This is a genomic window from Bradyrhizobium sp. CCBAU 53351 (assembly GCF_015291745.1).
Taxonomy (GTDB): domain Bacteria; phylum Pseudomonadota; class Alphaproteobacteria; order Rhizobiales; family Xanthobacteraceae; genus Bradyrhizobium.
Window position 1 is genome coordinate 1790177 of record NZ_CP030059.1, and the last position, 23015, is coordinate 1813191.

At 64.8% G+C, this 23015-nt stretch carries 21 protein-coding genes; 13 read left to right on the forward strand and 8 right to left on the reverse strand.

Translation table 11 applies throughout. From position 1 onward, the window contains the following. The first annotated feature begins 96 nt into the window (after positions 1–96). From glpD to XH83_RS08460, 7 genes are all read left to right on the forward strand, one after another. Positions 97–1638 carry a glycerol-3-phosphate dehydrogenase gene (gene glpD, locus XH83_RS08430; protein ID WP_194406553.1) on the forward strand — a complete coding sequence of 514 codons (1542 nt, stop codon included), beginning with the start codon at positions 97–99 and terminating at the stop codon, positions 1636–1638. Then, positions 1635–2711 carry an ABC transporter ATP-binding protein gene (locus tag XH83_RS08435; RefSeq protein ID WP_194406554.1) on the forward strand — a complete coding sequence of 359 codons (1077 nt, stop codon included), beginning with the start codon at positions 1635–1637 and terminating at the stop codon, positions 2709–2711. The genes glpD and XH83_RS08435 overlap by 4 nt, the downstream gene beginning before the upstream one ends. Before the next feature lie 14 nt (positions 2712–2725). Further along, positions 2726–3811, forward strand: coding sequence for an ABC transporter ATP-binding protein (locus XH83_RS08440; protein ID WP_194406555.1), 1086 nt, complete (start codon positions 2726–2728; stop codon positions 3809–3811). Beyond that, positions 3811–4713 (forward strand): carbohydrate ABC transporter permease, encoded by a 903-nt coding sequence (locus XH83_RS08445; RefSeq protein WP_194406556.1) that lies wholly within the window; start codon positions 3811–3813, stop codon positions 4711–4713. The genes XH83_RS08440 and XH83_RS08445 overlap by 1 nt, the downstream gene beginning before the upstream one ends. Continuing rightward, the gene (locus tag XH83_RS08450; protein WP_194406557.1) at positions 4713–5519 is read left to right on the forward strand and encodes a carbohydrate ABC transporter permease; all 807 of its coding nucleotides are present in this window, start codon (positions 4713–4715) and stop codon (positions 5517–5519) included. The genes XH83_RS08445 and XH83_RS08450 overlap by 1 nt, the downstream gene beginning before the upstream one ends. 10 nt (positions 5520–5529) lie before the next feature. Beyond that, complete coding sequence (locus tag XH83_RS08455) at positions 5530–5859, forward strand: DUF2160 domain-containing protein (protein WP_194406558.1); 330 nt, start codon at positions 5530–5532, stop codon at positions 5857–5859. Between the two features lie 130 nt (positions 5860–5989). Further along, positions 5990–7732 carry an ABC transporter substrate-binding protein gene (locus tag XH83_RS08460; RefSeq protein WP_194408201.1) on the forward strand — a complete coding sequence of 581 codons (1743 nt, stop codon included), beginning with the start codon at positions 5990–5992 and terminating at the stop codon, positions 7730–7732. 90 nt (positions 7733–7822) lie between these two features. Here XH83_RS08460 and XH83_RS08465 read toward each other — a convergent pair whose 3' ends face one another. The 5 genes from XH83_RS08465 to XH83_RS08485 all read right to left on the reverse strand — a co-directional run bounded on the left by XH83_RS08465 (position 7823) and on the right by XH83_RS08485 (position 14414). Continuing rightward, positions 7823–8923 (reverse strand): alkene reductase, encoded by a 1101-nt coding sequence (locus tag XH83_RS08465; protein ID WP_194406559.1) that lies wholly within the window; start codon positions 8921–8923, stop codon positions 7823–7825. Between the two features lie 177 nt (positions 8924–9100). Further along, a complete protein-coding gene (locus XH83_RS08470) occupies positions 9101–9604 on the reverse strand; it encodes a DUF1993 family protein (RefSeq protein ID WP_194406560.1) in 504 nt (167 codons plus the stop codon). Positions 9605–9712: 108 nt separating this feature from the next. Beyond that, a complete protein-coding gene (locus tag XH83_RS08475) occupies positions 9713–11014 on the reverse strand; it encodes a lytic murein transglycosylase (protein WP_194406561.1) in 1302 nt (433 codons plus the stop codon). A 119-nt stretch (positions 11015–11133) separates the two neighbouring features. Further along, positions 11134–13071 carry a glycosyltransferase gene (locus XH83_RS08480; RefSeq protein ID WP_246776441.1) on the reverse strand — a complete coding sequence of 646 codons (1938 nt, stop codon included), beginning with the start codon at positions 13069–13071 and terminating at the stop codon, positions 11134–11136. After that, the gene (locus XH83_RS08485; protein ID WP_194406563.1) at positions 13071–14414 is read right to left on the reverse strand and encodes an HlyD family secretion protein; all 1344 of its coding nucleotides are present in this window, start codon (positions 14412–14414) and stop codon (positions 13071–13073) included. The genes XH83_RS08480 and XH83_RS08485 overlap by 1 nt, the downstream gene beginning before the upstream one ends. A gap of 292 nt (positions 14415–14706) precedes the next feature. Here XH83_RS08485 and htpX point away from each other — a divergent pair, with 292 nt between their 5' ends. Then, positions 14707–15666 carry a zinc metalloprotease HtpX gene (gene htpX, locus XH83_RS08490; RefSeq protein WP_194406564.1) on the forward strand — a complete coding sequence of 320 codons (960 nt, stop codon included), beginning with the start codon at positions 14707–14709 and terminating at the stop codon, positions 15664–15666. A gap of 134 nt (positions 15667–15800) precedes the next feature. After that, positions 15801–16442: a tetratricopeptide repeat protein gene (locus XH83_RS08495; protein ID WP_194406565.1), complete on the forward strand. Its 642-nt coding sequence runs from the start codon at positions 15801–15803 to the stop codon at positions 16440–16442. A gap of 236 nt (positions 16443–16678) precedes the next feature. On the opposite strand, the gene XH83_RS08500 is transcribed toward XH83_RS08495, so the two are convergent. Next, entirely contained in the window at positions 16679–17035 is a 357-nt protein-coding gene (locus XH83_RS08500; protein WP_194406566.1) for a hypothetical protein, read from the reverse strand. Positions 17036–17197: 162 nt separating this feature from the next. Beyond that, complete coding sequence (locus XH83_RS08505) at positions 17198–17998, reverse strand: hypothetical protein (RefSeq protein ID WP_194406567.1); 801 nt, start codon at positions 17996–17998, stop codon at positions 17198–17200. A 226-nt stretch (positions 17999–18224) separates the two neighbouring features. On the opposite strand from XH83_RS08505, the gene XH83_RS08510 reads away from it, so the two are divergent. Beyond that, a complete protein-coding gene (locus XH83_RS08510; RefSeq protein WP_014497428.1) occupies positions 18225–18518 on the forward strand; it encodes an antibiotic biosynthesis monooxygenase in 294 nt (97 codons plus the stop codon). A 175-nt stretch (positions 18519–18693) separates the two neighbouring features. Here the strand turns inward: XH83_RS08510 and XH83_RS08515 are convergent, their stop codons facing one another. Continuing rightward, complete coding sequence (locus XH83_RS08515; RefSeq protein ID WP_194406568.1) at positions 18694–20139, reverse strand: short-chain fatty acyl-CoA regulator family protein; 1446 nt, start codon at positions 20137–20139, stop codon at positions 18694–18696. A gap of 231 nt (positions 20140–20370) precedes the next feature. Between XH83_RS08515 and XH83_RS08520 the strand changes: the two genes are divergently transcribed. From XH83_RS08520 to XH83_RS08530, 3 genes are all read left to right on the forward strand, one after another. Next, entirely contained in the window at positions 20371–22005 is a 1635-nt protein-coding gene (locus XH83_RS08520) for an isocitrate lyase (RefSeq protein WP_194406569.1), read from the forward strand. Positions 22006–22035: 30 nt separating this feature from the next. After that, positions 22036–22245, forward strand: coding sequence for a hypothetical protein (locus XH83_RS08525; protein ID WP_028134831.1), 210 nt, complete (start codon positions 22036–22038; stop codon positions 22243–22245). A gap of 184 nt (positions 22246–22429) precedes the next feature. Next, positions 22430–22984, forward strand: coding sequence for a hypothetical protein (locus tag XH83_RS08530; RefSeq protein WP_194406570.1), 555 nt, complete (start codon positions 22430–22432; stop codon positions 22982–22984). The last annotated feature ends 31 nt before the right edge of the window (positions 22985–23015 follow it).

A 23015-nucleotide genomic window follows, 5' to 3' on the forward strand; every position in this document is an offset into this window, starting at 1 on the left:
GCCTCTCTTTCATCTTGCTTTCGTTTTTCGGTGTGATCTAATCAAAAACGAAAGTAGCCGACCGAAGGAACGGGCGGCCGTCAGGGGAAGCGTCTGTTGGAGCGTATCTTCGACCTCGCCATCATCGGAGGCGGTGTTAATGGCTGCGGCATCGCGCGGGACGCGGTGGGTCGCGGTAACACTGTCTTCCTGTGCGAAATGAACGATCTGGCGAGCGGGACGTCGTCCTGGTCGACCAAGCTGGTGCATGGCGGCCTGCGCTATCTCGAATATTACGAGTTTCGCCTGGTCCGCGAGGCGCTGATCGAGCGCGAGATCCTCTGGGGCATCGCGCCCCACATCATCCGCCCCTTGCGTTTCGTTTTGCCGCATCACGCTGGCTTACGCCCGGCCTGGCTGCTGCGCCTCGGCCTCTTCCTCTATGATCACATTGGCGGCCGGCATCTGCTGCCCGCGACCCGCTCGGTTGATCTCGGGCGTGACGAGGTCGGCAAGCCGCTGATCCCGAACCGCTACACCCGCGCCTTCGAATATTCGGATTGCTTCGTCGACGATGCCCGCCTCGTCGTGCTCAACGCACGCGATGCCGCCGACAAGGGCGCCGAGATCCGTACCCGCACCCGCGCCACCGAGATCCGCCAGGCCGATGGCCTCTGGACCGTAGGCATGGTCAACACGCTGACCGGCGAGCGCTCGCAGATCCAGGCGAAGGCGCTGGTCAATGCTGGCGGCCCCTGGGTCGAGGACGTGCTCGGCCGCGGCGCGGGCGTCAACGCCAAGGCCAAGGTGCGGCTGGTGCAGGGCTCGCACATCGTGGTCCGAAAGCTCTACGACCACGACCGTGCCTACATGTTCCAGAATGCCGACGGGCGCATCATCTTCGTGATCCCGTATCAAGATGATTTCACGCTGATCGGCACCACGGACCGCGACTATGACGGCGATCCCGCCAAGGTGAAGGCGACGCCCGAGGAGATCCAGTATCTCTGCACGGCGGCGAGCGAATATCTGGCCAAGCCGGTGACGCCGGACGATGTGGTCTGGACCTATTCGGGCGTGCGACCGCTCTATGATGACGGTGCCAGCGAGGCCAAGGCTGCGACGCGCGACTACGTGTTCGAGCTCGACACGCCCGGCGGGGCGCCACTGCTGTCGATCTATGGCGGCAAGATCACGACCTATCGCCGCCTCGCCGAGGAGGCGCTGGAGCGGCTCGCGCCTTACTTGCGCAGCGCGAAGGCGCGCGAGGGCTGGACCGGCAAATGGCCGCTGCCCGGCGGCGACATGAACGTGTCCGACATCGACGGCCTGATCGCCGAACTTCAGCGGGGCTATCCTTTCCTCAGCCATGAGCATGCGCGGCGTCTCGCCCGCGCCTATGGCACAAGGGCCGCCAAGCTGCTCGGGGATGCCAAGGCAGCCGCCGATCTCGGCCAGTCCTTTGGTGCGACGCTCACCGAGCGCGAGGTCCGCTATCTCATCGCCCATGAATGGGCCGTGACCGCCGAGGACGTGGTCTGGCGCCGTTCCAAGCTTGGCCTGCGACTATCTGCCGACGAGATCGCCGTGCTCGACGACTGGATCAGGAGCCACGCGGTGTCGCAAAGTCCCCTGCTGGAAGCGGGAGGACGCTCATGACCGTGACACTCGACCACGTGACCCGGACCGTCGAGGGTGTCGAGCACATCCGCGACGTCTCGCTGACGCTCGAGAGCGGCACGTTGAACGTGCTGCTCGGGCCGACGCTGTCGGGCAAGACCTCGATCATGCGGCTGCTCGCCGGCCTCGACAAGCCGTCCAGTGGCAAGGTGGTGGTGAATGGCAAGGACGTCACCGGCGCCGACGTGCGCCAGCGTTCGGTCGCCATGGTCTACCAGCAGTTCATCAACTACCCCTCGCTCACGGTTTACGAGAACATCGCGTCGCCCCTGCGCGTGCAGGGCAAGCCGCGCGACGAGATCGAGGCGCGGGTGGCGGAGGCCGCAAAGCTGCTGCGGCTCGAGCCGTTCCTGAAGCGCACCCCGCTGCAACTTTCCGGCGGCCAGCAGCAGCGCACCGCGATCGCGCGCGCGCTCGTCAAGGGCGCCGACCTCGTGCTGCTCGACGAGCCGCTCGCCAATCTCGACTACAAGCTTCGCGAGGAACTGCGCGCCGAGCTGCCGCGGATCTTCGAGGCCTCGGGCGCGATCTTCGTCTATGCCACCACCGAGCCGACCGAGGCGCTGCTGCTCGGCGGCAACACGGTCTGCATGTGGGAGGGACAGGCGCTGCAGATGGGCGAGACCGCCAACGTCTATCGCCGGCCGCAGACGCTGCGGGTCGCCCAGGTGTTTTCCGACCCGCCGCTCAACCTGGTCGGCATCGAGAAGAAGAACGGCTCCGTGCAATATGCCGGCGGTACGGCATCGCCCGCCTCCGGTCTCTATTCGAGCCTTGCCGACGGCGCCTATCGCGTCGGCTTCCGAGCGCATCAGCTTGCGCTCGCCAATGGCGAGGCCGATCGTCACGCCTTCCACGCCACTGTTACGGTGACCGAGATCACCGGTTCGGAGAGTTTCGTGCATCTGACCCGCGACGGATCGAACTGGGTGGCGGTGCTGCACGGCGTGCACGAGTTCGAGCCCGGCCAGACGCTCGATGCCGTGCTAGATCCCAACGACCTCTTTGTGTTCGACGCGGCTGACCGCCTGGTCGCCGCGCCGGGCTCCTAAGGGGGAGGTGCGCCATGGCCCGCATTGACCTCGTCGATCTCGCGCATTCCTACGGCGGCAATGATGCGCCGCAGGAAAGCTTTGCGCTGAAGCCTGTGACCATGACCTGGCGGCAGGGCGGCGCCTATGCGCTGCTGGGCCCCTCCGGCTGCGGCAAGACCACACTGCTCAACGTCATCTCCGGCATCATCACGCCGTCGCGCGGGAAAATCCTGTTCGACGGCAAGGACATCACGCCGCTGTCAACCCAGAAGCGCAACATCGCCCAGGTGTTCCAGTTTCCGGTGATCTACGACACCATGACGGTCGGACAGAATTTGGCGTTCCCGCTGAAGAACCGCGGCGTGCCGCAGGCGGATATCGACCGGCGCGTCGCCGAGATCGGCCGTCTGCTCGACCTCGAACCCTACCTCAACCGCAAGGCGACGCGTCTCACGGCGGATGCCAAGCAGAAGATCTCGCTCGGCCGGGGCCTCGTGCGCAACGACGTCGCCGCGGTGCTGTTCGACGAGCCGCTGACGGTGATCGATCCCGAGCTGAAATGGCAGCTCCGCTCGAAGCTGAAGGCGCTGCATCGCGAGCTCGACCTCACGATGATCTACGTCACCCACGACCAGACCGAGGCGCTGACCTTCGCCGACACCGTCGTCGTCATGCATGACGGCCGCGTCGTGCAGAGCGGCACCCCGGCCGAGCTGTTCGACAAGCCGGCGCACACCTTCGTCGGCTATTTCATCGGCTCGCCCGGCATGAACATCCTGCCGGCGGAGGTGAGGGGACGCGAGGCCATCGTCGGCGGCCACGTCATCGCGCTCGACCGTGCTTACGACAATCTGCCTGCCGGCGCCAAGATCGAGATCGGCGTCCGCCCCGAATTCGTCGAGGTCGTCGCGCCCGCGCCGGGCCTGCTCACGGCGAAGATCGAGCGCCTCGACGATCTCGGCCGCATCCGTTTCGCGCGCGCGCGCTTCGGCGATGCCAAGCTCGCGGCGCGTGCGCCGGCGGGCTTTACCAGTCCGGACGGCATGGCCGGACTGAAATTCGATCCGTCGCACGTCCACGTCTATGCCGACAGCCTTCTGGTGGAGGGAGCCGCCTGATGGACAAGACCGTCAACCAAAAAGCCTGGTTCCTGGTGCTGCCGGTGTTCCTGGTCGTCGCCTTCTCGGCGGTGCTGCCGCTGATGACGGTGGTGAACTATTCGATGCAGGACACCTTCGGCAACAACCAGTTCTTCTGGAACGGCGTCGGCTGGTTCAAGGAATTGCTCGATCCCTCGACCGATCTGGGCGGCCGCTTCCTCGCCTCGCTCGGCCGTAACCTGTTCTTCTCGATGGTGATCCTCGCCATCGAGGTGCCGCTCGGCATCGTCGTCGCTTTGTCGATGCCGCGCCAGGGCTGGACGGTGGCGGCCTGCCTCGTCATCCTCGCGCTGCCGCTGCTGATTCCGTGGAACGTTGTCGGCACGATCTGGCAGATCTTTGGCCGTCCCGACATCGGCCTGCTCGGCTATGTGCTGAATGCCGCGGGCATCGACTACAATTACGTCTCCAACGACATCGACGCCTGGGTCACCGTCATCGTGATGGACGTCTGGCACTGGACCAGCCTCGTCGCGCTGCTGTGCTATGCCGGCCTGAAGTCGATCCCGGAAGCCTATTACCAGGCCGCCCAGATCGACGGCGCCTCGCGCTGGGCCGTGTTCAAGGCGATCCAGCTGCCGAAGATGAACCGCGTGCTGCTGATCGCGGTGCTGCTGCGCTTCATGGACAGCTTCATGATCTACACCGAGCCGTTCGTCGTCACCGGCGGCGGCCCCGGGAATTCCACCACCTTCGTGTCGATCGAGCTCGTCAAGATCGCGCTCGGCCAGTTCGACCTCGGCAAGGCCGCGGCGCTGTCGCTGGTCTACAACCTGATCATCCTGATCGTCTGCTGGATCTTCTACACCGTCATGACCAATGCGGGCGCCGAGCGGAAGCCCCAGGAAGGAGCCGCGTGATGCACTCGATTCCCGGCCGCCGCCTCATCATGGGGCTGTTCCTGATCTTCCTGCTGCTGCCGATCTACTGGCTCGTCAACATGAGCTTCAAGACCAACGCCGAGATCGTCTCGACGATGACGCTGTGGCCGCACACGCCGACGCTGCAGCACTACAAGCGCATCTTCACCGACGAGAGCTGGTATTCCGGCTACATCAACTCGCTGGAATACGTCGTCCTCAATACCATCATCTCGATCTCGGTGGCGCTGCCGGCGGCCTATGCGTTCTCGCGCTACCGCTTCCTCGGCGACAAGCACCTGTTCTTCTGGCTGCTGTCGAACCGCATGGCGCCGGCCGCGGTCTATGCGCTGCCGTTCTTCAACCTCTATTCGGCGATCGGCCTGTTCGATACGCCCTGGGCCGTTGCGCTCGCGCACTGCATCTTCAACGTGCCGCTGGCGGTGTGGATCCTCGAAGGCTTCGTGTCCGGCGTGCCGCGCGAGATCGATGAAACGGCATTCCTGGACGGCTATTCCTTCCCGCGCTTCTTCATCAAGATCCTGGTGCCGCTGATCGCGAGCGGCATCGGCGTCGCCGCCTTCTTCTGCTTCATGTTCTCCTGGGTCGAGCTGCTGCTCGCGCGCACGCTGACCTCGGTCTCGGCCAAGCCGATCGCCGCGATCATGACGCGCACGGTGTCGGCGTCGGGCATGGATTGGGGCCTGTTGGCCGCCGCCGGCGTGCTCACCATCATCCCGGGCGCGCTCGTGATCTGGTTCGTCCGCAATTACATCGCGAGCGGTTTCGCGCTCGGTCGGGTCTAGGGAGGCATCAATGGAAACCATCGCATGGATGGCCTGGACGCCGCCGACGGCGATCTTCTTCGCCGCGCTCGCCTGCACGCTCGCCGTGATGACGTGGCTTGCGGCGGTCTATCCCGAGGCCGAGCGCGTCGGTGTGCTGCGCATCCCGACCACGCGCGGCGATCGCCTGTTCATCTCGCTGATCTCGGCGGCCGTTATCCACCTTCTCTGGATCGGCTTCTTCGGCACCGATGCGATCGCAACGCTGCCGATCGGCGAGGACGGCGTCGAGATCTCGCGCCTGTGGCTCGCAAGTGGAATTTCGCTGGTGACGGCCGTGCTCATATTCCGCACGGTCTGAAGCTCGCGAAGGGACGGCCAGGCCCGGGGGCAATCCGGGTCTGTATAAAAGTTTGTCGCTGCAACGGAGGAACAACATGCGACAGTTTAGGAGAAGGAAAGGTCCATTGACCAAGAGCAGTTTTCTGACCATGTCCAGCGCCGCCGCGATCATCGCGGTGTCGTTCGCCGTCTCGGCGCCGGTCCGCGCCGCCGACGACGCCGTGATCCAGAAATGGATCGCGGAATTCCAGCCCTCGACGCTGTCGAAGGAAGACCAGAAGAAGGAGCTGGAGTGGTTCGCCAAGGCCGCCGAACCCTTCAAGGGCATGGAGATCAACGTCGTCTCCGAGACCATCACGACCCACGAATATGAATCGCAGACGCTGGCCAAGGCGTTCTCCGAGCTCACCGGCATCAAGCTCAAGCACGACCTCATCCAGGAAGGTGACGTCGTCGAGAAGCTGCAGACCCAGATGCAGTCCGGCAAGAACGTCTATGACGGCTGGATCAACGATTCCGACCTGATCGGCACGCATTTCCGCTACGGCCAGACCATCGTGCTGTCGGATTACATGACCGGTGAGGGCAAGGACGTCACCGATCCCATGCTCGACGTCAACGACTTCATCGGCAAGTCGTTCACGACCGGTCCGGACGGCAAGCTCTATCAGCTGCCCGACCAGCAGTTCGCGAACCTCTATTGGTTCCGCTACGACTGGTTCACCAACGCCGACTACAAGGCCAAGTTCAAGGCCAAGTATGGCTACGAGCTCGGCGTGCCCGTGAACTGGTCCGCCTATGAGGACATCGCCGAGTTCTTCACCAACGACATCAAGGAGATCAACGGCGTCAAGGTCTACGGCCATATGGACTATGGCAAGAAGGACCCCTCGCTCGGATGGCGCTTCACCGACGCCTGGCTGTCGATGGCCGGCAACGGTGACAAGGGCATTCCGAACGGTCTGCCGGTCGACGAGTGGGGCATCCGCATGGAAGGCTGCCGCCCGGTCGGCTCCTCGGTCGAACGTGGTGGCGACACCAACGGTCCGGCCGCGGTCTACTCGATCACCAAATACCTCGAGTGGCTGAAGAAGTATGCGCCGCCGCAGGCGCAGGGCATGACGTTCTCCGAAGCAGGCCCCGTCCCGGCCCAGGGCAACATCGCCCAGCAGATGTTCTGGTACACCGCCTTCACCGCCGACATGGTGAAGCCGGGCATCGCCGTGATGAACGCGGACGGTACGCCGAAATGGCGTATGGCGCCGTCGCCGCACGGTGCGTACTGGAAGGAAGGCATGAAGCTCGGCTATCAGGACGCCGGCTCCGTGACGCTGCTGAAGTCGACCCCGGCGGACCGCCGCAAGGCGGCCTGGCTCTATCTCCAGTTCATCATCTCCAAGTCGGTGAGCCTGAAGAAGAGCCATGTCGGTCTCACCTTCATCCGTGAATCCGACATCTGGGACAAGTCGTTCACCGAGCGTGCGCCCAAGCTCGGCGGCCTGATCGAGTTCTACCGCTCGCCCGCGCGCGTGCAGTGGACCCCGACCGGCAACAACGTGCCCGACTATCCGAAGCTCGCTCAGCTGTGGTGGCAGAACATCGGCGATGCGTCGTCCGGTGCGAAGACGCCGCAACAGGCGATGGATGCTCTCGCGGCGGCTCAGGACTCCGTCATGGAGCGCCTGGAGAAGTCCAACGTGCAGGGCGCCTGCGGTCCGAAGCTCCACAAGAAGGAGAAGCCGGAGTACTGGTTCGCGAAGGCCGAGAAGGACGGCACCATCGCGCCCCAGCGCAAGCTCGCCAACGAGAAGCCGAAGGGCGAGACGGTCGACTACGACACCCTGATCAAGTCGTGGCCGGCGACCCCCCCGAAGCGCGCGGAAGCCAAGTAAGCGGCGAATAGCGTCACCAAATGCGAAAGGCCGGGAGCGATCCCGGCCTTTTTTCTTAGCCTCGCCCCGCTTGCGGGGAGAGGGAGAAGATCACTCCGCCGGCTCGGCCGCCAGCGCCGGATAGTCCGTGTATCCCTTCGCGCCGCCGCCGTAAAAGGTGTTCTTGTCCCAGTCGTTCAGCGCTGCGCCCTGTTTCAGCCGCTCGACGAGGTCGGGATTGGAGATGAAGGGCTTGCCGAAGGCGATGAGGTCGGCCGCGTTCGCATCCAGCACCTTGGTGGCGAGATCGAAATCGTAGCCGTTGTTGGCGACGTAGGCGCCGGCGAAGCGCTTGCGCAAGGACGCATAGTCGAACGGGGCGAAGTCGCGCGGGCCGCCGGTGGCGCCTTCGACGACGTGGAGATAGACCAGCTTCAGCGCGCTGAGACCGTCGACGATGTGATCGAACAAAGCTTGCGGATTGCTGTCGGAGATGTCGTTGGCCGGCGTCACCGGCGAGATGCGGATGCCGGTGCGATCGGCGCCGGCCTCCGTCGCAACGGCCTTGGACACCTCGAGCATCAGCCGCGCGCGGTTTTCGATCGAGCCGCCATAGGCATCGGTGCGCTTGTTGGCGCCGTCCTTGGCGAACTGGTCGAGCAGATAACCGTTGGCGCCGTGGATTTCGACGCCGTCGAAGCCGGCCTCCAGCGCGTTCTTGGCGGCACGCTTGAAATCGTCGATGATGTCGGGAATTTCGGCAAGCTCCAGCGCGCGCGGCTCGGAGACGTCGGCGAAAGTACCGTTCACGAAGGTCTTGCCCTTGGCGCGGATCGCGCTCGGCGCCACCGGGGCCGCGCCATTCGCCTGCAGATCGACATGCGAGATGCGGCCGACATGCCAGAGCTGGATGAAGATCTTGCCGCCACGCTCATGGACCTTGTCGGTAACCTTGCGCCAGCCGGCGACCTGGTCCTTGCTGTAGATGCCGGGGGTGTCCTGGTAGCCTTGGCCCTGCTGTGAGACCTGGCTCGCTTCGGTGATCAGAAGCCCTGCGGAGGCGCGCTGGCCGTAATACTCGGCGGCGAGCGCGCCGGGTACGAATGTGCCGGGCACGGCGCGGTTGCGCGTCAGCGGCGCCATGACGAGGCGGTTGGCCAGCGTGATCGGGCCGAGCTTGTAGGTCTCAAACAATTTGGTCGAACGGCTCATTTGCGATGTTCCAGACGGTGAAAGGTCAGGAACACTTGTGCATCGCGACATCAGGCGCAAGGGCGGAGCCATACTCAAAGCGCAGGCTAGCTACGCGGCCGGGCCGCGTAGCATGATTCATGTGCAATTCCGGCTGCGGCAGGAGAATTCCACCACGCAACCGTGCGATTTGGCAAATCAGTTCGCGCCCATGAAATCGCGCTTGCCGATTTCGACGCCGTTGTGGCGCAAGATTGCGTGGGTCGTCGTGGCGTGAAAATAGAAATTCGGCAGCGAGAAGGCGCTCAGGAATTGCTGGCCCTTCATGGTGATGGATTTGTCCGGGCCGGCCGGGAAGGTGACGTCCTTGGTCTCGGCGCCCTCGAATTGCTCCGGCTTGAATGACTTCACGTAGTCGATGGTCTTCGCCAGCCGCTGCTTCAACTCCGCGAAGCTCGTCTCGGTGTCGGGCGTCGAGGGGACCTCGCTATGCGTCAGGCGGGCACAGCCCTTGGCGGCGAAATCGCTGACGAGCTGGACCTGCTTCGACAGCGGCAGCATATCCGGAAACAAGCGCGAGCCGAGCAGGACGCTGGGATCGATCTTCTTGGCCGCACAATGCGCCTCGGCTTTGGTAAGCAGCCCGGTCACGCTGTTCAGCATTTGCAAATAGGCAGGGACGACCGCGTCGTAGAAGGACATGTGATGCTCGCTTGTGAATGGGAAACCTCAGGAGAAAACCTGATCCACTCACATGGGAGGCTCATGGAAAAATACAATCGCGGGGAGGGCTTGTGCGGTGCGAAAATTCTATCGCACCACGCCCGCCGGCTGCGCCTGCGCCGTGCTGCCGCGCAGCCGTGCCAGCAGCTCGGCGGTCGGCCAGGAATCCGCGGGCAGGCCGAACTTGATCTGCATCGCCTTCACGGCGGCGCGGCTCTGCTGGCCCATCACGCCGTCGACCTTGCCGACATTGAAGCCGGCACGCACCAGGAGCTGCTGCAATTCCTTGAGCTCGTTGAACGGCAGCTGCGGGACCGGTTGGGCCGGCTTGCGCATGGGAGCTGCACCCGCAATGCGTGAGGCGAGATAGCCCGCCGTGGTCGAATAGATCAGCGAGTTATTCCACTCGGTGTAGGCCGCGAAATTCGCATAGGCCATGAAAGCCGGCCCAAAGCGTCCCATCGGCAGCAGCACGGACGCCGGCAGATTGTCGTTCGGCAGGGGACGGCCGTCGGGATAGGTGACGCCGAGTTGCGCCCAGGTCGAGCGCGGCTCCTTCACCGTGAGATCGGTCTTGTCCCACGGCAGGTTTGGCGGCACCTTGATCTCCTCAAGCCAGGGTTCGCCGCGCCGCCACTTCAAGCCGTTGGCGATGTAATTTGCGGTTGAGCCGATCACGTCGGCCGGCGAGCGCAACAGGTCGCGACGCCCGTCGCCGTCATAGTCGACGGCGTAGTTGGCGTAATGCACCGGCAGGAACTGGGTCTGCCCGAGCTCGCCGGCCCAGGAGCCGATCATCTCGTCGGGATGCAGATCGCCGCGGTCGATGATCTTCAGCGCGGCGATGGTCTCGCCCACGAACATCTCGGAGCGGCGGCAGTCATAGGCGAGCGACACCAGCGATTTCAGCGTCGGCAGATTGCCCATGTTCGCGCCGAAGTCGCTTTCCAGCCCCCAGAATGCGGCGATCACCGCCGGCGGTACGCCATATTCCTTCTCGGCGCGCGCGAACGCGCCCGCATGTTGCTTGATGTGCTGCTGGCCGTTCTGCATGCGATAGGGCGCGGCCATGCGTCCGGCGAATTCAGTGAAGAGCTGGCCGAACACGCGCTGGCCGCGGTCGCGGTTGACGATGCCCTGGTCGTAGATGAGATAAGGCGAGGCCTCCGCGATCGTCCGCTGCGACACGCCGGCCGCCACCGCTTGGCTCTTCACGTCGGCCAGGAAGCGATCGAAGCTCGCGCCATTATGACAAGAAGCCGCGCGCGGCGAGGGCACGGAGGCTCTTGGCGCGACAGGCCTGGCGGGCGGCGGCGCGAGCTGGGCGGAGGCGCTGGCGGGGCATGCGAGGAGCGCGGCGGCCGCAATCGCAAATCGGATCTGGAGCATGGGGGTTCCGGCGGGGAGGGCAGGCGTGGATTCGCCCGAAGTCTAGGTGAAGTGACGGCTCCAGACCATACTTTCCATGCCGTGCCGCTTGGCATGCGAGCGAGCCGCTGTCGCGGGGATTAGCCGAACAGCCGCATCAGCAGCGCCTTCCCGACCGGAAGTGCCCTGACGCCCCGATACGCGCGGACATATTCGCCGGCATAAAACGCTCTGATCGCATGCACGCGCGTGTCCATCCCCTCCTCAAACCGCACGGCAAATCCATCCGTGGTGCGTCGGACCACGACGGCCGCGATCGAGCGGCCGTAGATCTTGCATTCGATCGTGCTGCCGGGGAGCGGCGGATCGGGATCGATCAGCCGGGCGCCGGTGATGGAGATGTCGGCGAGCCGCGCCAGATGCGACTTGCCGGCCTGACGCAGGAGGATGGCTTCGTTGCGATCGAAGCGCTCCGCCTTGCGCTTGCGCGGTTGCTCGATGCAGACGAAGCAGACCACGGTGAGGATGAGCGCGTTGTAGAGGCTCCAGGCCAGCGCCAGTCCGCCATAGGCGATGTTCTCGCCGCGAAGGTGCAGGATGAAGGCATAGGCGATGGCGGCGAGCGTGATGAGAAGGGCGCAGCCATAGAGCCGCAGCAGCGGCCATTCGACAAATCGCCTGTCGCGGTCGCCGCCCTTCGCGGTCACCCTGAATTTATGCCCTTTCGGCTTCGTCAGACCGGTGGCGACGGCCTTGAGCACCGCGGGCGCGGCGATGAGTTGCGACACGTCCGTCATCATGGCGAGCGAACGGCCGCGCGACAGCCAGGCCATGGTGAGACCGTGCCAGACGTAGAACGGCAGGAAGAAGCGTAGCAGTTCGGTGAGGTTCGCCTGCACGGCCTTGATGCCGAACAGCAGGAACAGCCATGGCACCACGAGCCCGGCCACCTTCGAAACGTAGACTGCCGACCAGCTCATGAAGGCGTCCACAAGGGACAGTCGGTCGATGAAGGAGAGTTTAGACCCCTGCGAGAGCGGTCCGCTGCGGCCGCGGACGATCTGCATGAAGCCAAGGCACCAGCGCGCGCGCTGGGTGATGTATTCCTTCAGCCCCTCCGGCGCGAGTCCGATCGTCAGCCGCTCGTTGAGATACACCGTGGTGAGGCCGAATTCCTTCAGGCGCAACGTCACGAGATAGTCTTCCGTCACGGACTCGGTTGGAAAGCCGCCGATCTGCACCAGTCCGTCGTATCGAATGAGCGATGAGGTGCCGCAGCAGAAGGCGACACCCCAGGCGTCCTTTGCCGGCATCAGGATGTCGAAGAAGAACCGCTGCTCGTCCGGCCAGACGTCGGTTGCGGCAAGGTTGGTCTGGATTGGATCGGGATTGATGAAGTGCTGCGGTGTCTGCACCACGCCCACCGAGGCATCGTCCATCAGCGAGACGGTTCGCGCGAGGAAGTCGGGCCGCGGCACGAAGTCGGCGTCGAGGATGGCGATGAAGTCAGGCCGCTCCGATAGTGTGCCGACATGCCTGAGGGCATGGTTGATGTTGCCGGCCTTGGCGTGATGGTTGTCGCGGCGCGTGAGATAGTGACAGTTGAGCTCGCCCGACAGGCGCCGCAGCCACGGCCGGCGGCCGTCGTCGAGCACCCAGACCCGGTAATTGCCGTACTCCATTCCGGTCGCGCCGATGATCGTGCGCTCCAGGATCGATCGCTCCTCGTTGTAGGTGCAGATGAAAACGTCGATCAGCGGCGCGGCGGGATCGGTGGCGCGGCCGTCGATCCTGGACGATCCGGTACGGTCGACCGTTCGGCTCAGGAAGAACAGCGACAGCGTGACCGCGACGAGCGAGGCCACTTCCAGCAGCATGAAGGGATAGCCGATTACCGCATCGGCCGTCAGATGCGGCGGCGGAAGAGTTGCCGTGACGCGCCAATGGAGATAGCGGAGCAGGAAAACGAGTGACACGATGGCCAGCAACGAGCGCGCCTTCGTGCTGTCGCGCCGCAACAGCGGCACGATAGCCATGAAGGCGCCGAGCGTGATCAGGCCGGGTGTCAGCGCCGCCATCACGACGCGGGCTCATGCCTTGCAAACACGACGCGTCCGGTGCGACCGACGGTGCAGGTGCGCGCGGCGATATCGCCCAGCGCGACGGTCACGCGATAGGGCTCCTTGCTCAGCGCGTCGGGATTGATGGCGAGGTTGGCGGGCGCGCCGGCGGCACCGGTCAGATTGACGACGGCACCGGAGATCGCGTCGCCGCCGTCGTTCGGCTCGAACGTCGCGCGGTCGCCGAGCTGCAAGCGGTTGTAGACGCTTTCGGTGACGTTGGCGGTGATGACGGCGCCGCTGCAATCGAGCACCTTGAGCAGGGGCTGGCCGGCCTGCACGTCCTCACCGGGTGAGGTCATCATCTCCCAGACGCGGCCCGCGACGGGTGTCGTGATGTTGGCCTCGGAGAGATCGGCGAAGCGAACCTCCTCGACGATGATCTCGTTGCCGAGCCAGGCGATCTCGGTGTCGCCGCGGACAAGATCGGCCTCGAGGTCGCCGGCGCGCTGACGCATCTCCTCCTCGCGTTGCACCGAGCTGGGCCGGTCGTTGTAGCTGTCGCCGAGGAACGAGCCATTCTGTGCGGCGGCAAGCTCGACCTTGGCGGCATCCAGCCGCTTGCGCGCGCCGAGCTCGGTCTGCTGCGACACCGAGAGCTCGCGTGTCAGGCGGGCCAGCTCGACGGTCGAGACATTGCCGGATTTCGCCAGCGAGGAGGCACGTTCCACCGCGGCGCTGGCCTCGTCCCGCCGCGCGGCCGCTGCTTCGATCGAGGTCTGGATCTCCGCGATACGGGCCTCGAGCTGCAGCACGCGTCCCTCGCGGAATTGCGCGGCCTGCCGCGCCAGATCCTTTTGCGCGGCCTGAGCCAAGGCAAGTTTTGCGGCAAGGCTCGGCCGCTCGTTCTCGAGGCGCGCTTTCTGCCGCCGGAGATCGTCGAGCCGGGTGCGGTCGCCGCGCGAGTTCACGACGCGCAGGACCACGGTTCCGGCATCGAGCCTGGCCTGATCGGTGACGTGCCGGACGGCCGATACGCGCCCGCCAATCGGCGTGCGCAGGGTGACGAGGCGCGAATTCAGCACCGCCTCGACGCTCGAATTCTCCCACAACGCGCGCAGCGGCAGCCAGCCGAAAATCGCGATGATGGCAAGTCCGATGACGATCTTGGTGCTCCGCCGCAGGCGGGACCAGCGACGCGGCGCGTCCGGCGCGATCGGCGCTTCGGGTGCGCGGCCGGGCTCGTCGTTGGCGAACATCTGCTCGTACAGCGCTTCCTGCAATCCCTTCGCGTCGGTCCTGGTGTCGTGAGGAGAGGAAGCGGATGCGGGATCGACGGAAGCGGGCGAGCGGTCCATCATGGCGGTCACCTTGCTGACGGGTGCCAACGGAAGCGGTCAATGCGCAACCACCGCGGGGTGTGCCGGGCTACCGCCACTTAAGCGGAGATGCGCTTTCCAGATTGCTAAGCGTCCGTGCGCGTTTTTGCGCAAATCCCGATCAAGGTTTAGCGGGGCCAGCAAGGCTGCTGCCCCAGTCCTGATGCGAGATGGATCTGCGGCCGGGCGACGCACGACCTTGCGGGATCTGGCGGCATTCATAGTTCTGGAGCGGCGGCCGAAGGTTTGCCCGCGGCCGGCCCAGGAGACGGCCATGAACTATCTTCGTACCGCAATGCTGCTTGCAGGCCTGACTGCCCTGTTCATGGGCGTCGGCTATCTGATCGGCGGTGCCTCGGGCGCCATGATCGCGCTCGTCATTGCTGCGGCGACCAATCTCTTCACCTACTGGAACTCCGACCGCATGGTGCTCTCGATGTACGGCGCCCATGAGGTCGACCGTTCGACTGCGCCGGAGCTGGTCGGGCTCGTCGCCGAGCTCGCCGGCCGCGCCGGCTTGCCGATGCCGCGCGTGTTCCTGATGGACGAGGTGCAGCCCAACGCCTTCGCGACCGGGCGAAACCCGGAGAATGCCGCGGTCGCCGTCACCACGGGCCTGATGCGCCAACTCAGCCGCGAGGAGCTCGCCGGCGTGATCGCGCACGAGCTCGCCCATATCAAAAATCACGACACGCTGTTGATGACGATCACTGCGACCATCGCCGGCGCGATCTCCATGCTGGCGCAGTTCGGCATGTTCTTCGGCGGCAATCGCGAGAACAACAATGGTCTCGGCATCGTCGGCTCGATCCTGATGATGATCCTCGCTCCGCTCGGCGCCATGCTGGTGCAGATGGCGATCAGCCGCACGCGCGAATACGCCGCGGATAATCTCGGTGCGCGCATCGCGGGACAACCGATGTGGCTGGCCTCCGCGCTGGTCAAGATCGAGGGTGCCGCGCATCAGGTGCCGAATTACGAGGCCGAGCGAAACCCCGCGACCGCGCACATGTTCATCATCAACCCGCTGTCGGGCCATGGCGTGGACAATCTGTTCGCCACCCATCCCTCGACGCAGAACCGCATCGCCGCGCTCCAGCAGCTGGCGGCCGAGCTCGGCACGCGGGCGGCGCCGTCGGTCGGTGCCAACGAGAACTATCCGCCGGCGGGACCGTGGGGGCGCTCGTCGTCGCGAGGTCCGTCGCGTGGCCCCTCACGTGGTCCTTGGGGCTGACGGAGCCGGCCCGGATCGAGGCCGGTTTTGTGACCTGGCGCACACAGGATCGCCTGATCGGGTGCTAACACGCGCGGGTGATGCTTTCTTCGAAAGGGGATGTGTGGCCGGCCCACTGCCGGTCACCGTCGAAGATGACCAGGTTTGCCATACCATTGCTGATCGTCCTTTGCGTGCTCTTGGGCCTGTCCACGCACATGGTCGTCAATTGCGGCGATGAGGACGATCCCGACATCTGTTCGGCGGTGATCGGCTTCTCGCCGCTGCGCGGCTCGCTGATCGCCTTTGCCTATGAAGGGCGCGGACGGATCGCGCTGCGCCATGGCGACTTCAGGCGGGCGATCGCCGATTTCGACGAGGCGATTCACCTCAATCCCAACCGCGCTGCGCTCTATCGCGACCGCGCGCTCGCGCGCCGCCAGAACGGCGACCTCGAGCTCGCCATCGCCGATTATGACGAGGCGATCGCGCATGATCCCAAGCTCGCTGCGCCCTATCACCAGCGCGGCCTCGCGCTCGCCGCCACTGGCGATCTCGATCGCGCCATCCTGAGCTACAACACGGCGGTCCGCCTCGATCCCAGCAATGCCGAGGCCCGCCTCGACCGAGGCCTCGCGTTCCTCGCCCGCGGCCAGGCCGACGACGCGCGCGCCGATTTCGAGGCGGCGCTGGCGCTGCCATCAGGCAAGGACGGCCGCGCGCGCGAAGCCGCCCGCGCCAAGCTCGCCGAACTCGCGAGCGCCGAGCCGGCGCAGGCGTCCGTGCCGAGGCGATAAAATTCTCGTGGATCTTGCTCTCTGTACCCTCTCTCCCCCTTGTGGGAGAGGGCGGCTCGCCGCGTAGCGGCGAGACGGGTGAGGGGTATCTCTCCGCGCGTGAATCTCTTGCGTTGAGTTTGCGGAGGCAACCCCTCATCCGGCGCCATAGCCGAAGCTTTGCTTCGGCGTTCCTCAGAACGGCGGCCCATGGCCGCCTCCTTCTCCCACAAGGGAGAAGGGAAGAATTCCAGCGCTTACTTCGCCTTCTTGGCTTTCGCCTTCTTCGCCTTGGCAGCCTTCTTCGCCGGCTTCTCGTCCTTGGCCTTCTTCTCCACCTTCACCGCAACCGGCGTGCTGGCGGCGATCCGCATCGACCGCGCGTAGCTGTCGGCGACGTTGTCGGCGGACATCTGTAGGCGCTTGGCGGCAGCGGTGGCCTGCTCCAGAGTGGCCTTGGCCATCATCTTGAAGCGCTCGGCTGTCTCCTTGCTCTTGGCCTTGGCCGCAAGGCCGTTGAAGCGATCCCGCCGCTCCTTGGCGCGGGTCATCAGGCCCGTATGCAGCTGTCTGGCCAGTTGCCGGATCACGACATCCAGGTCGGCGTCCGCCATGTTGTTCTATCCTCTTGAAATCAGGTATCGATGCGGGCGGGACTATGCAGATCGGGCCCCGCCTTGGCAATTCCCGGCCGGGTGTCATCCGCAGCTTCTGGCCGGCCAAAACCAAAAAAGCCGCGCATGGCGCGCGGCTTTCCAATGTTTCGGCGGGGTGCCTTATTTCAGCGAGGCAACCGGACCGTTCGCCGCCGCCGGCTCGGGGTCGAATCCGAACACGCCGACCAGATATTTGTAATAGTCCGGCATCTTCTCCTTGAGCGTCTCGCGCGACTTCGGGTCGTGGAATTCGCTCTTTCCGGCCAGGAAGATGCTGGCGGTCACCGCGAAGAACTCCATGGGATTCTTCATCGCATAGCTGTCCTTGGGCAGCAGGTCTTTGGACTTCGCCAGGGCGTAGTAGGCGATCACGCCCTTGTTGGAATAGCCGTCCGGCAGCAGCCGCGCATGATAGGCGTGAAGCAGCTCGTGCAGCAGCACGGCCTCCTTCTCGTAGCGCATCATGTCCGGGCGCAGCATGATCACGCCGAGCCCCGAATCGACCGCGAGGTCGACGGCGTTCGGATTGGTCCAGCGCTGCTTGTCCGGATCCCACACCGTGAGCGTCCGCGGCGCGGTGCGGCGGATGTCCGGCGTGACCCGGCCGTAGCACGCGGTCGCGGCGCCTTCGTCGAGGCAGGCGAGCTCGCTCGCGACGATCGGCACCGTATGGAAGAAGCGCAGCACGCGCGGCGACAGGCCGGCGCCTTCGACGAGGTCGATCTGCTGCTTCAGATTGTCGGTGAGCTTGTCGACGTCCTTGCGGTCGGAATTCTCCGACAGGTCGAACATGTAGCCGCGGTAGCTCTGGAAGCCCGGTGGCAGCGGCTGTGCTGCATCGGCATCGAGCGATCCGGCATGGGACGGACTGGCGAAGAGCGCGCCGACGATGATTGCGGTCAGCAGCAACGCAATGCGCATGATGAACCCCCTGATGTCACTTCGCCCGGCACAATAGGTCACCGTTGTTTGCGAAAAGTGAGTGGGGCGAGACTAAGGCACCGATGTTGAGGCGTGCTTAACCGTTGGTTGCAGAACGCCGCAGCGGATTAGGGCAGGGTTAACCAAGCATGGATTGGCGGGGCGCTTCGGCGTAACATCGTTCCGGGCAACAAGCCCCTCATCACGAGCCGGAAGGGAGGATGCCATGTATGCCGCCATCCGTCAGGCCAAGGCGAAAAGCGGGAGTGCGGAAGAGCTGGCGCGCCGCATCAAGGACGGCGCCGTTCCGATCATCAGCGACGTCGACGGCTTCCGCGCCTATTACGTCGTCTATGCCGGCGACGACACGGTCACCGCGATCTCGATCTTCGACAAGTTCGAGCAGGCCGAGGAAGCGAACCGGCGCGCGATCGCCTGGATCGAAAAGGATCTCGGCCCGCTGCTCGCCGGGCATGCGAGCGCCGCCGCGGGCCCCGTGATCGTGCATACGCTGGCGTGAGGCGTTGGCGGGTCAGTCGCGCCACATTCTCCGCTGTCATCGCCCGCGAAGGCGGGCGATCCAGTACTCCGTGACAGTTATGATGGAGCCAATGGGCCGCGGCGTACTGGATGCCCCGCCTTCGCGGGGCATGACAGCGGTGTGAGTGGGCTCGCTTCCCGCAAGAGATACTCCCTCACAACTCCCGAGCATTCGAGAACGCAAAACTCGACACCCTTCGCGTCGTCTCATCCAGAATCAGCGTGCGCGTGATCGGCGGCTCGGCGCGCTGGGCGCAGTTTTCGCGCTCGCAGAGACGGCAATTGACGCCGATCGGCGTGCCCTCGGTCTTCTCCAGGTCCATGCCGGCGGCATAGGTGAGGCGCGCGGCATGGCGGATCTCGCAGCCGAGGCCGATGGCGAAGCGCGGTTGCGGCAGCGGGTGCGGCGCGACCGGGCGGCGCACCATCTGCGCGATCGAGAAATAGCGCGTGCCGTCGGACAGCTCGATCACCTGCTTGAGCAGGCGGTCGGGCGTGTCGAAGGTCGAATGCACGTTCCACAGGGGACAGGTGCCGCCGAACTTCGAGAACGGGAAGGTGCCTGACGAGAAGCGCTTGGAGACGTTGCCGGCATTGTCGACGCGCAGCAGGAAGAACGGGATGCCGCGCGCGTTCGGCCGCTGCAAAGTCGTGAGCCGGTGGCAGACCTGCTCGAAGCCGGAATTGAAGCGCTGCGCCAGCACGTGGATGTCGTAGTTCAGCGCTTCGGCGGCGGCGAGGAACGCCGGATAGGGCATCATCACCGCCGCCGCAAAGTAATTGCCGAGCGTGATGCGGAACAGGCGGCGCGGCGCGTCGTCGAGCGGTCCGGCACGGCCGATGATGCTCTCCAGGGCTTGCGCGCATTCCCCTAAGCCAAGCTGGAAGGCGAGCTGGAAGGCGCGGCCGGGCGGGTCGACCAGCTCGGAGATCAGGAGCTGGCGGCGGTGGCGATCGAAACGCCGCAGCGTCTCGCGCATCACGTCGACCGGCATGACGCGGGTCTGGATCGAATGCTTTTCCCGCAGCCGGGCGGCCAGCGCCGCATAGAGTCCTTCGGCCGGCACGTTCAGCTCATCCCGCAACGTCTCGGCGGCCTGCTCCAGCTCCGGAAAATAGTTGCGGTTGGCCTCGATCAGCTCGCGCACCCGCTCGACCGGGTTGGCTTCGTAGCGCGTGCCGACGTCGCGGTCGGCCATTTGCGCTGCGGCCAGCGTCTCGCCCTGGCGGGCCTCGGTATAGGCCGCATAGAGCCGCTGCAGCGCATGGGTGACGCCGGGGCAGAGCTCGGCGAGGTCGCGCAGCTCCTGCTTGGGCACGTCGATCTGGCGGAACAGGGGATCGGAGAAGATCTCGTTGAGCTCGGCGAAGAAGCGGTCTTCGTCGGCGGTGGCGAGGTCGCGCAGATCGAGGTCATAGGTCTCGGCCAGCCGCAGCAATATCTGCGCGGTCACCGGGCGCTGGTTTCGCTCGATCAAATTGACATAGCTCGGCGAGATCCCGAGCCCCTCGGCAATCTGGGTCTGCGACAGCCCCAATTGCTGCCGGATTCTCCGGAAGCGCGGGCCGACGAAGAGTTTCTTGCCGGAACTGGCGGGCATGTCTCGGATCTCCAGAGTCGTACAAGGACAGGCTTGCTGACCTATTATTTTACAATATTTACAAAATAACATCTATTACATGTTCTGATGTTACATGACATCACCAATAAAAAACAAGCCATCTATACGAAGTTTCCGTTTTCGCGTTTAGCTCCTGACACGCATATCGCAATGCACTGTCAAGAATGTCGATGGCCTGCCATCGCCATCGCCAGCAAAGGGATTAGGCACATGAACTATCAGCCGCGCGGCATCAGCACCCTCCAGGGCCCGTCCTCGTATCAGGACGAGGTCAAGGCGGCTCAGGCGCTCCTCGAGACCCAGCCCACCTGGAACGGCGTGTCGGCCGAGGCCGTCGCCCGCATGCGCCTGCAGAACCGCTTCAAGACCGGCCTCGACGTCGCCCGCTACACCGCGGCGCTGATGCGGGCCGACATGGCGGCCTATGACAAGGACCCCACCAAGTACACCCAGTCGCTGGGCTGCTGGCACGGCTTCATCGCCCAGCAGAAGCTGATCTCGGTCAAGAAGCACTTCGGCGGCAAGACCGATCGCACCTATCTGTACCTCTCCGGCTGGATGATCGCGGCGCTGCGCTCCGAGTTCGGTCCGCTGCCCGACCAGTCGATGCACGAGAAGACCTCGGTGCCGGCGCTGATCGAGGAGCTCTACACCTTCCTGCGTCAGGCGGACTCCCGTGAGCTCAACGACATCTTCCGCCTGCTCGACAAGGCGCGCAAGGAAGGTGACACGACCCGTGAGAAGGAGCTGATCGCGAAGATCGACAACTTCCAGACCCACGTCGTGCCCGTCATCGCCGACATCGATGCCGGCTTCGGCAATGCGGAAGCGACCTATCTGCTCGCCAAGAAGATGATCGAGGCGGGCGCCTGCGCGCTGCAGATCGAGAACCAGGTCTCGGACGAGAAGCAGTGCGGCCATCAGGACGGCAAGGTCACCGTGCCGCACGAGGTCTTCCTGGCGAAGATCCGCGCCTGCCGCCATGCCTTCCTCGAGCTCGGCGTCGAAGACGGCATCGTCGTGACCCGCACCGACTCGCTCGGCGCCGGCCTGACGCAGCAGATCGCCGTCAGCCACAAGCCCGGCGACCTCGGCGACCAGTACAACAGCTTCCTCGATTGCGAGGAGATCACTGCGGAGAACGCTCGCAACGGCGACGTCATCATCAACCGCGACGGCAAGATGATGCGTCCGAAGCGCCTGCCTTCGAACCTCTACCAGTTCCGTCCCGGCACCGGTGCGGACCGCTGCGTGCTCGACTGCATCACCTCGCTGCAGAACGGCGCCGACCTGCTCTGGATCGAGACCGAGAAGCCGCATATCGAGCAGATCGCCAGCATGGTCGATCGCATCCGCAAGGTGGTGCCGAATGCCAAGCTCGCCTACAACAACTCGCCGTCGTTCAACTGGACGCTCAACTTCCGTTGGCAGGTCTACGACGCGATGAAGGAAGCGGGCCAGGACGTCAGCAAGTACAACCGTGCCGAGCTGATGAAGGCGGAGTACGACGATACGCCGCTGGGCAAGGAAGCTGACGAGCGCATCCGTACCTTCCAGGCGGATTCGGCCAAGCGCGCCGGCATCTTCCACCACCTGATCACGTTGCCGACCTACCACACGGCGGCGCTCTCGACCGACAATCTCGCTCGCGAGTATTTCGGCGAGCAGGGCATGCTGGGCTACGTCAAGAACGTCCAGCGCGCCGAGATCCGTCAGGGCATCGCCTGCGTGAAGCACCAGAACATGGCCGGCTCTGACATCGGCGACGACCACAAGGAGTACTTCGCCGGCGAGGCTGCCCTGAAGGCGGGCGGCGCCCACAACACGATGAACCAGTTCGGCTAACGCAGCACGCTATTGGACAGGAGACTGACAATGACCAAAGGCAGCAATTTCTGGGTGATCGGCGGCGAGTTCGGCTCGATGAACTTCCACAAGCTCGTGGAGGGCTCCGCCCAGGTCAAGGGTCCGTTCAAGACCCGCAAGGAAGCGGAGGACTGCTGGAAGGAAGTCTCGGAAGAGAGCCGCCACAAGGCCGGCGTCCGCTTCTCGATCGTGGAGGAGCCCTCGCGGGTCTCGGCCTGATCGCCCTCACTTAAGAAGACGTCCAAGGACGGATGGTCCCATCCAGGCTCTGCCTGGGTGGGATCGTCTGTTTTTGGCACAGGCGAAACGGCTGTGGGCGCCGTAAGTATCTGGAATTGTGGGTCTTTGCTGAGGGTGTGGTTGCTGATAGGTTAATGAGGATAAGTCGAGGACGAGGCCGACCATGTCAGAGCCCGAGACCAGCGGGACCCCTCCCGGCCAGCCGCGCCCGGTGCGGCTGCGCGATGCGCTGCTGCGTGCGCGGATCGAGGCCGCGGACCGGACCGGCGTCGTGGTCGATCTCAGGGACGCCGAGGTGGCGCGGCTCGAAATCCTCAATGATGCGCTCGACCCGCTGTTCGCTCAGGTGCCCGACCAGATCGACCTGTTCGACCGCGGCGTCAGCCAGGGCGATACGCCGCGGCTGTGGATCGACGTCGTCGCCCACATCGTGATGGGACGCGACAAGCGGATGTACCGCTTCGTCCAGGACACCCGCTTCGGCCGCATCGTGCTCGCCGAATCGCACGACACCGGGGCAATCGTCGAGGCCGTCACCGACTATGTCGCGCGCCGCATGGTCGAGCGCGAGCGGGCCATGGTGGTCCCGCCCGAACCCATGCCGGTGGCCGAGCCGCCGCCGCGTCGCTCGCGCCTCTGGCCGTTCGTGTTCGGATTCGTGCTCGGCGCCGCCGCGCTGTTCGGGCTTGCCGTGGTGGCGGCCTTGCGGAGCTGGTGAATTTTCTTCACGTCATTCCGGGGCGCCCGAA

Coding starts and splice junctions, on each gene's coding strand:
- XH83_RS08480 (WP_246776441.1), bottom strand. CDS start 13,071: ATGGCGGCGCTGACACCCGGCCTGATCACGCTCGGCGCCTTCATGGCT.
- XH83_RS08500 (WP_194406566.1), bottom strand. CDS start 17,035: ATGGCGGACGCCGACCTGGATGTCGTGATCCGGCAACTGGCCAGACAG.
- XH83_RS08455 (WP_194406558.1), top strand. CDS start 5,530: ATGGAAACCATCGCATGGATGGCCTGGACGCCGCCGACGGCGATCTTC.
- XH83_RS08475 (WP_194406561.1), bottom strand. CDS start 11,014: ATGCTCCAGATCCGATTTGCGATTGCGGCCGCCGCGCTCCTCGCATGC.
- XH83_RS08440 (WP_194406555.1), top strand. CDS start 2,726: ATGGCCCGCATTGACCTCGTCGATCTCGCGCATTCCTACGGCGGCAAT.
- XH83_RS08485 (WP_194406563.1), bottom strand. CDS start 14,414: ATGATGGACCGCTCGCCCGCTTCCGTCGATCCCGCATCCGCTTCCTCT.
- XH83_RS08435 (WP_194406554.1), top strand. CDS start 1,635: ATGACCGTGACACTCGACCACGTGACCCGGACCGTCGAGGGTGTCGAG.
- XH83_RS08470 (WP_194406560.1), bottom strand. CDS start 9,604: ATGTCCTTCTACGACGCGGTCGTCCCTGCCTATTTGCAAATGCTGAAC.
- XH83_RS08460 (WP_194408201.1), top strand. CDS start 5,990: ATGTCCAGCGCCGCCGCGATCATCGCGGTGTCGTTCGCCGTCTCGGCG.
- XH83_RS08505 (WP_194406567.1), bottom strand. CDS start 17,998: ATGCGCATTGCGTTGCTGCTGACCGCAATCATCGTCGGCGCGCTCTTC.
- XH83_RS08525 (WP_028134831.1), top strand. CDS start 22,036: ATGACCAAAGGCAGCAATTTCTGGGTGATCGGCGGCGAGTTCGGCTCG.
- XH83_RS08495 (WP_194406565.1), top strand. CDS start 15,801: ATGACCAGGTTTGCCATACCATTGCTGATCGTCCTTTGCGTGCTCTTG.
- XH83_RS08520 (WP_194406569.1), top strand. CDS start 20,371: ATGAACTATCAGCCGCGCGGCATCAGCACCCTCCAGGGCCCGTCCTCG.
- htpX (WP_194406564.1), top strand. CDS start 14,707: ATGAACTATCTTCGTACCGCAATGCTGCTTGCAGGCCTGACTGCCCTG.
- XH83_RS08450 (WP_194406557.1), top strand. CDS start 4,713: ATGCACTCGATTCCCGGCCGCCGCCTCATCATGGGGCTGTTCCTGATC.
- XH83_RS08445 (WP_194406556.1), top strand. CDS start 3,811: ATGGACAAGACCGTCAACCAAAAAGCCTGGTTCCTGGTGCTGCCGGTG.
- XH83_RS08515 (WP_194406568.1), bottom strand. CDS start 20,139: ATGCCCGCCAGTTCCGGCAAGAAACTCTTCGTCGGCCCGCGCTTCCGG.
- XH83_RS08510 (WP_014497428.1), top strand. CDS start 18,225: ATGTATGCCGCCATCCGTCAGGCCAAGGCGAAAAGCGGGAGTGCGGAA.
- XH83_RS08465 (WP_194406559.1), bottom strand. CDS start 8,923: ATGAGCCGTTCGACCAAATTGTTTGAGACCTACAAGCTCGGCCCGATC.
- XH83_RS08530 (WP_194406570.1), top strand. CDS start 22,430: ATGTCAGAGCCCGAGACCAGCGGGACCCCTCCCGGCCAGCCGCGCCCG.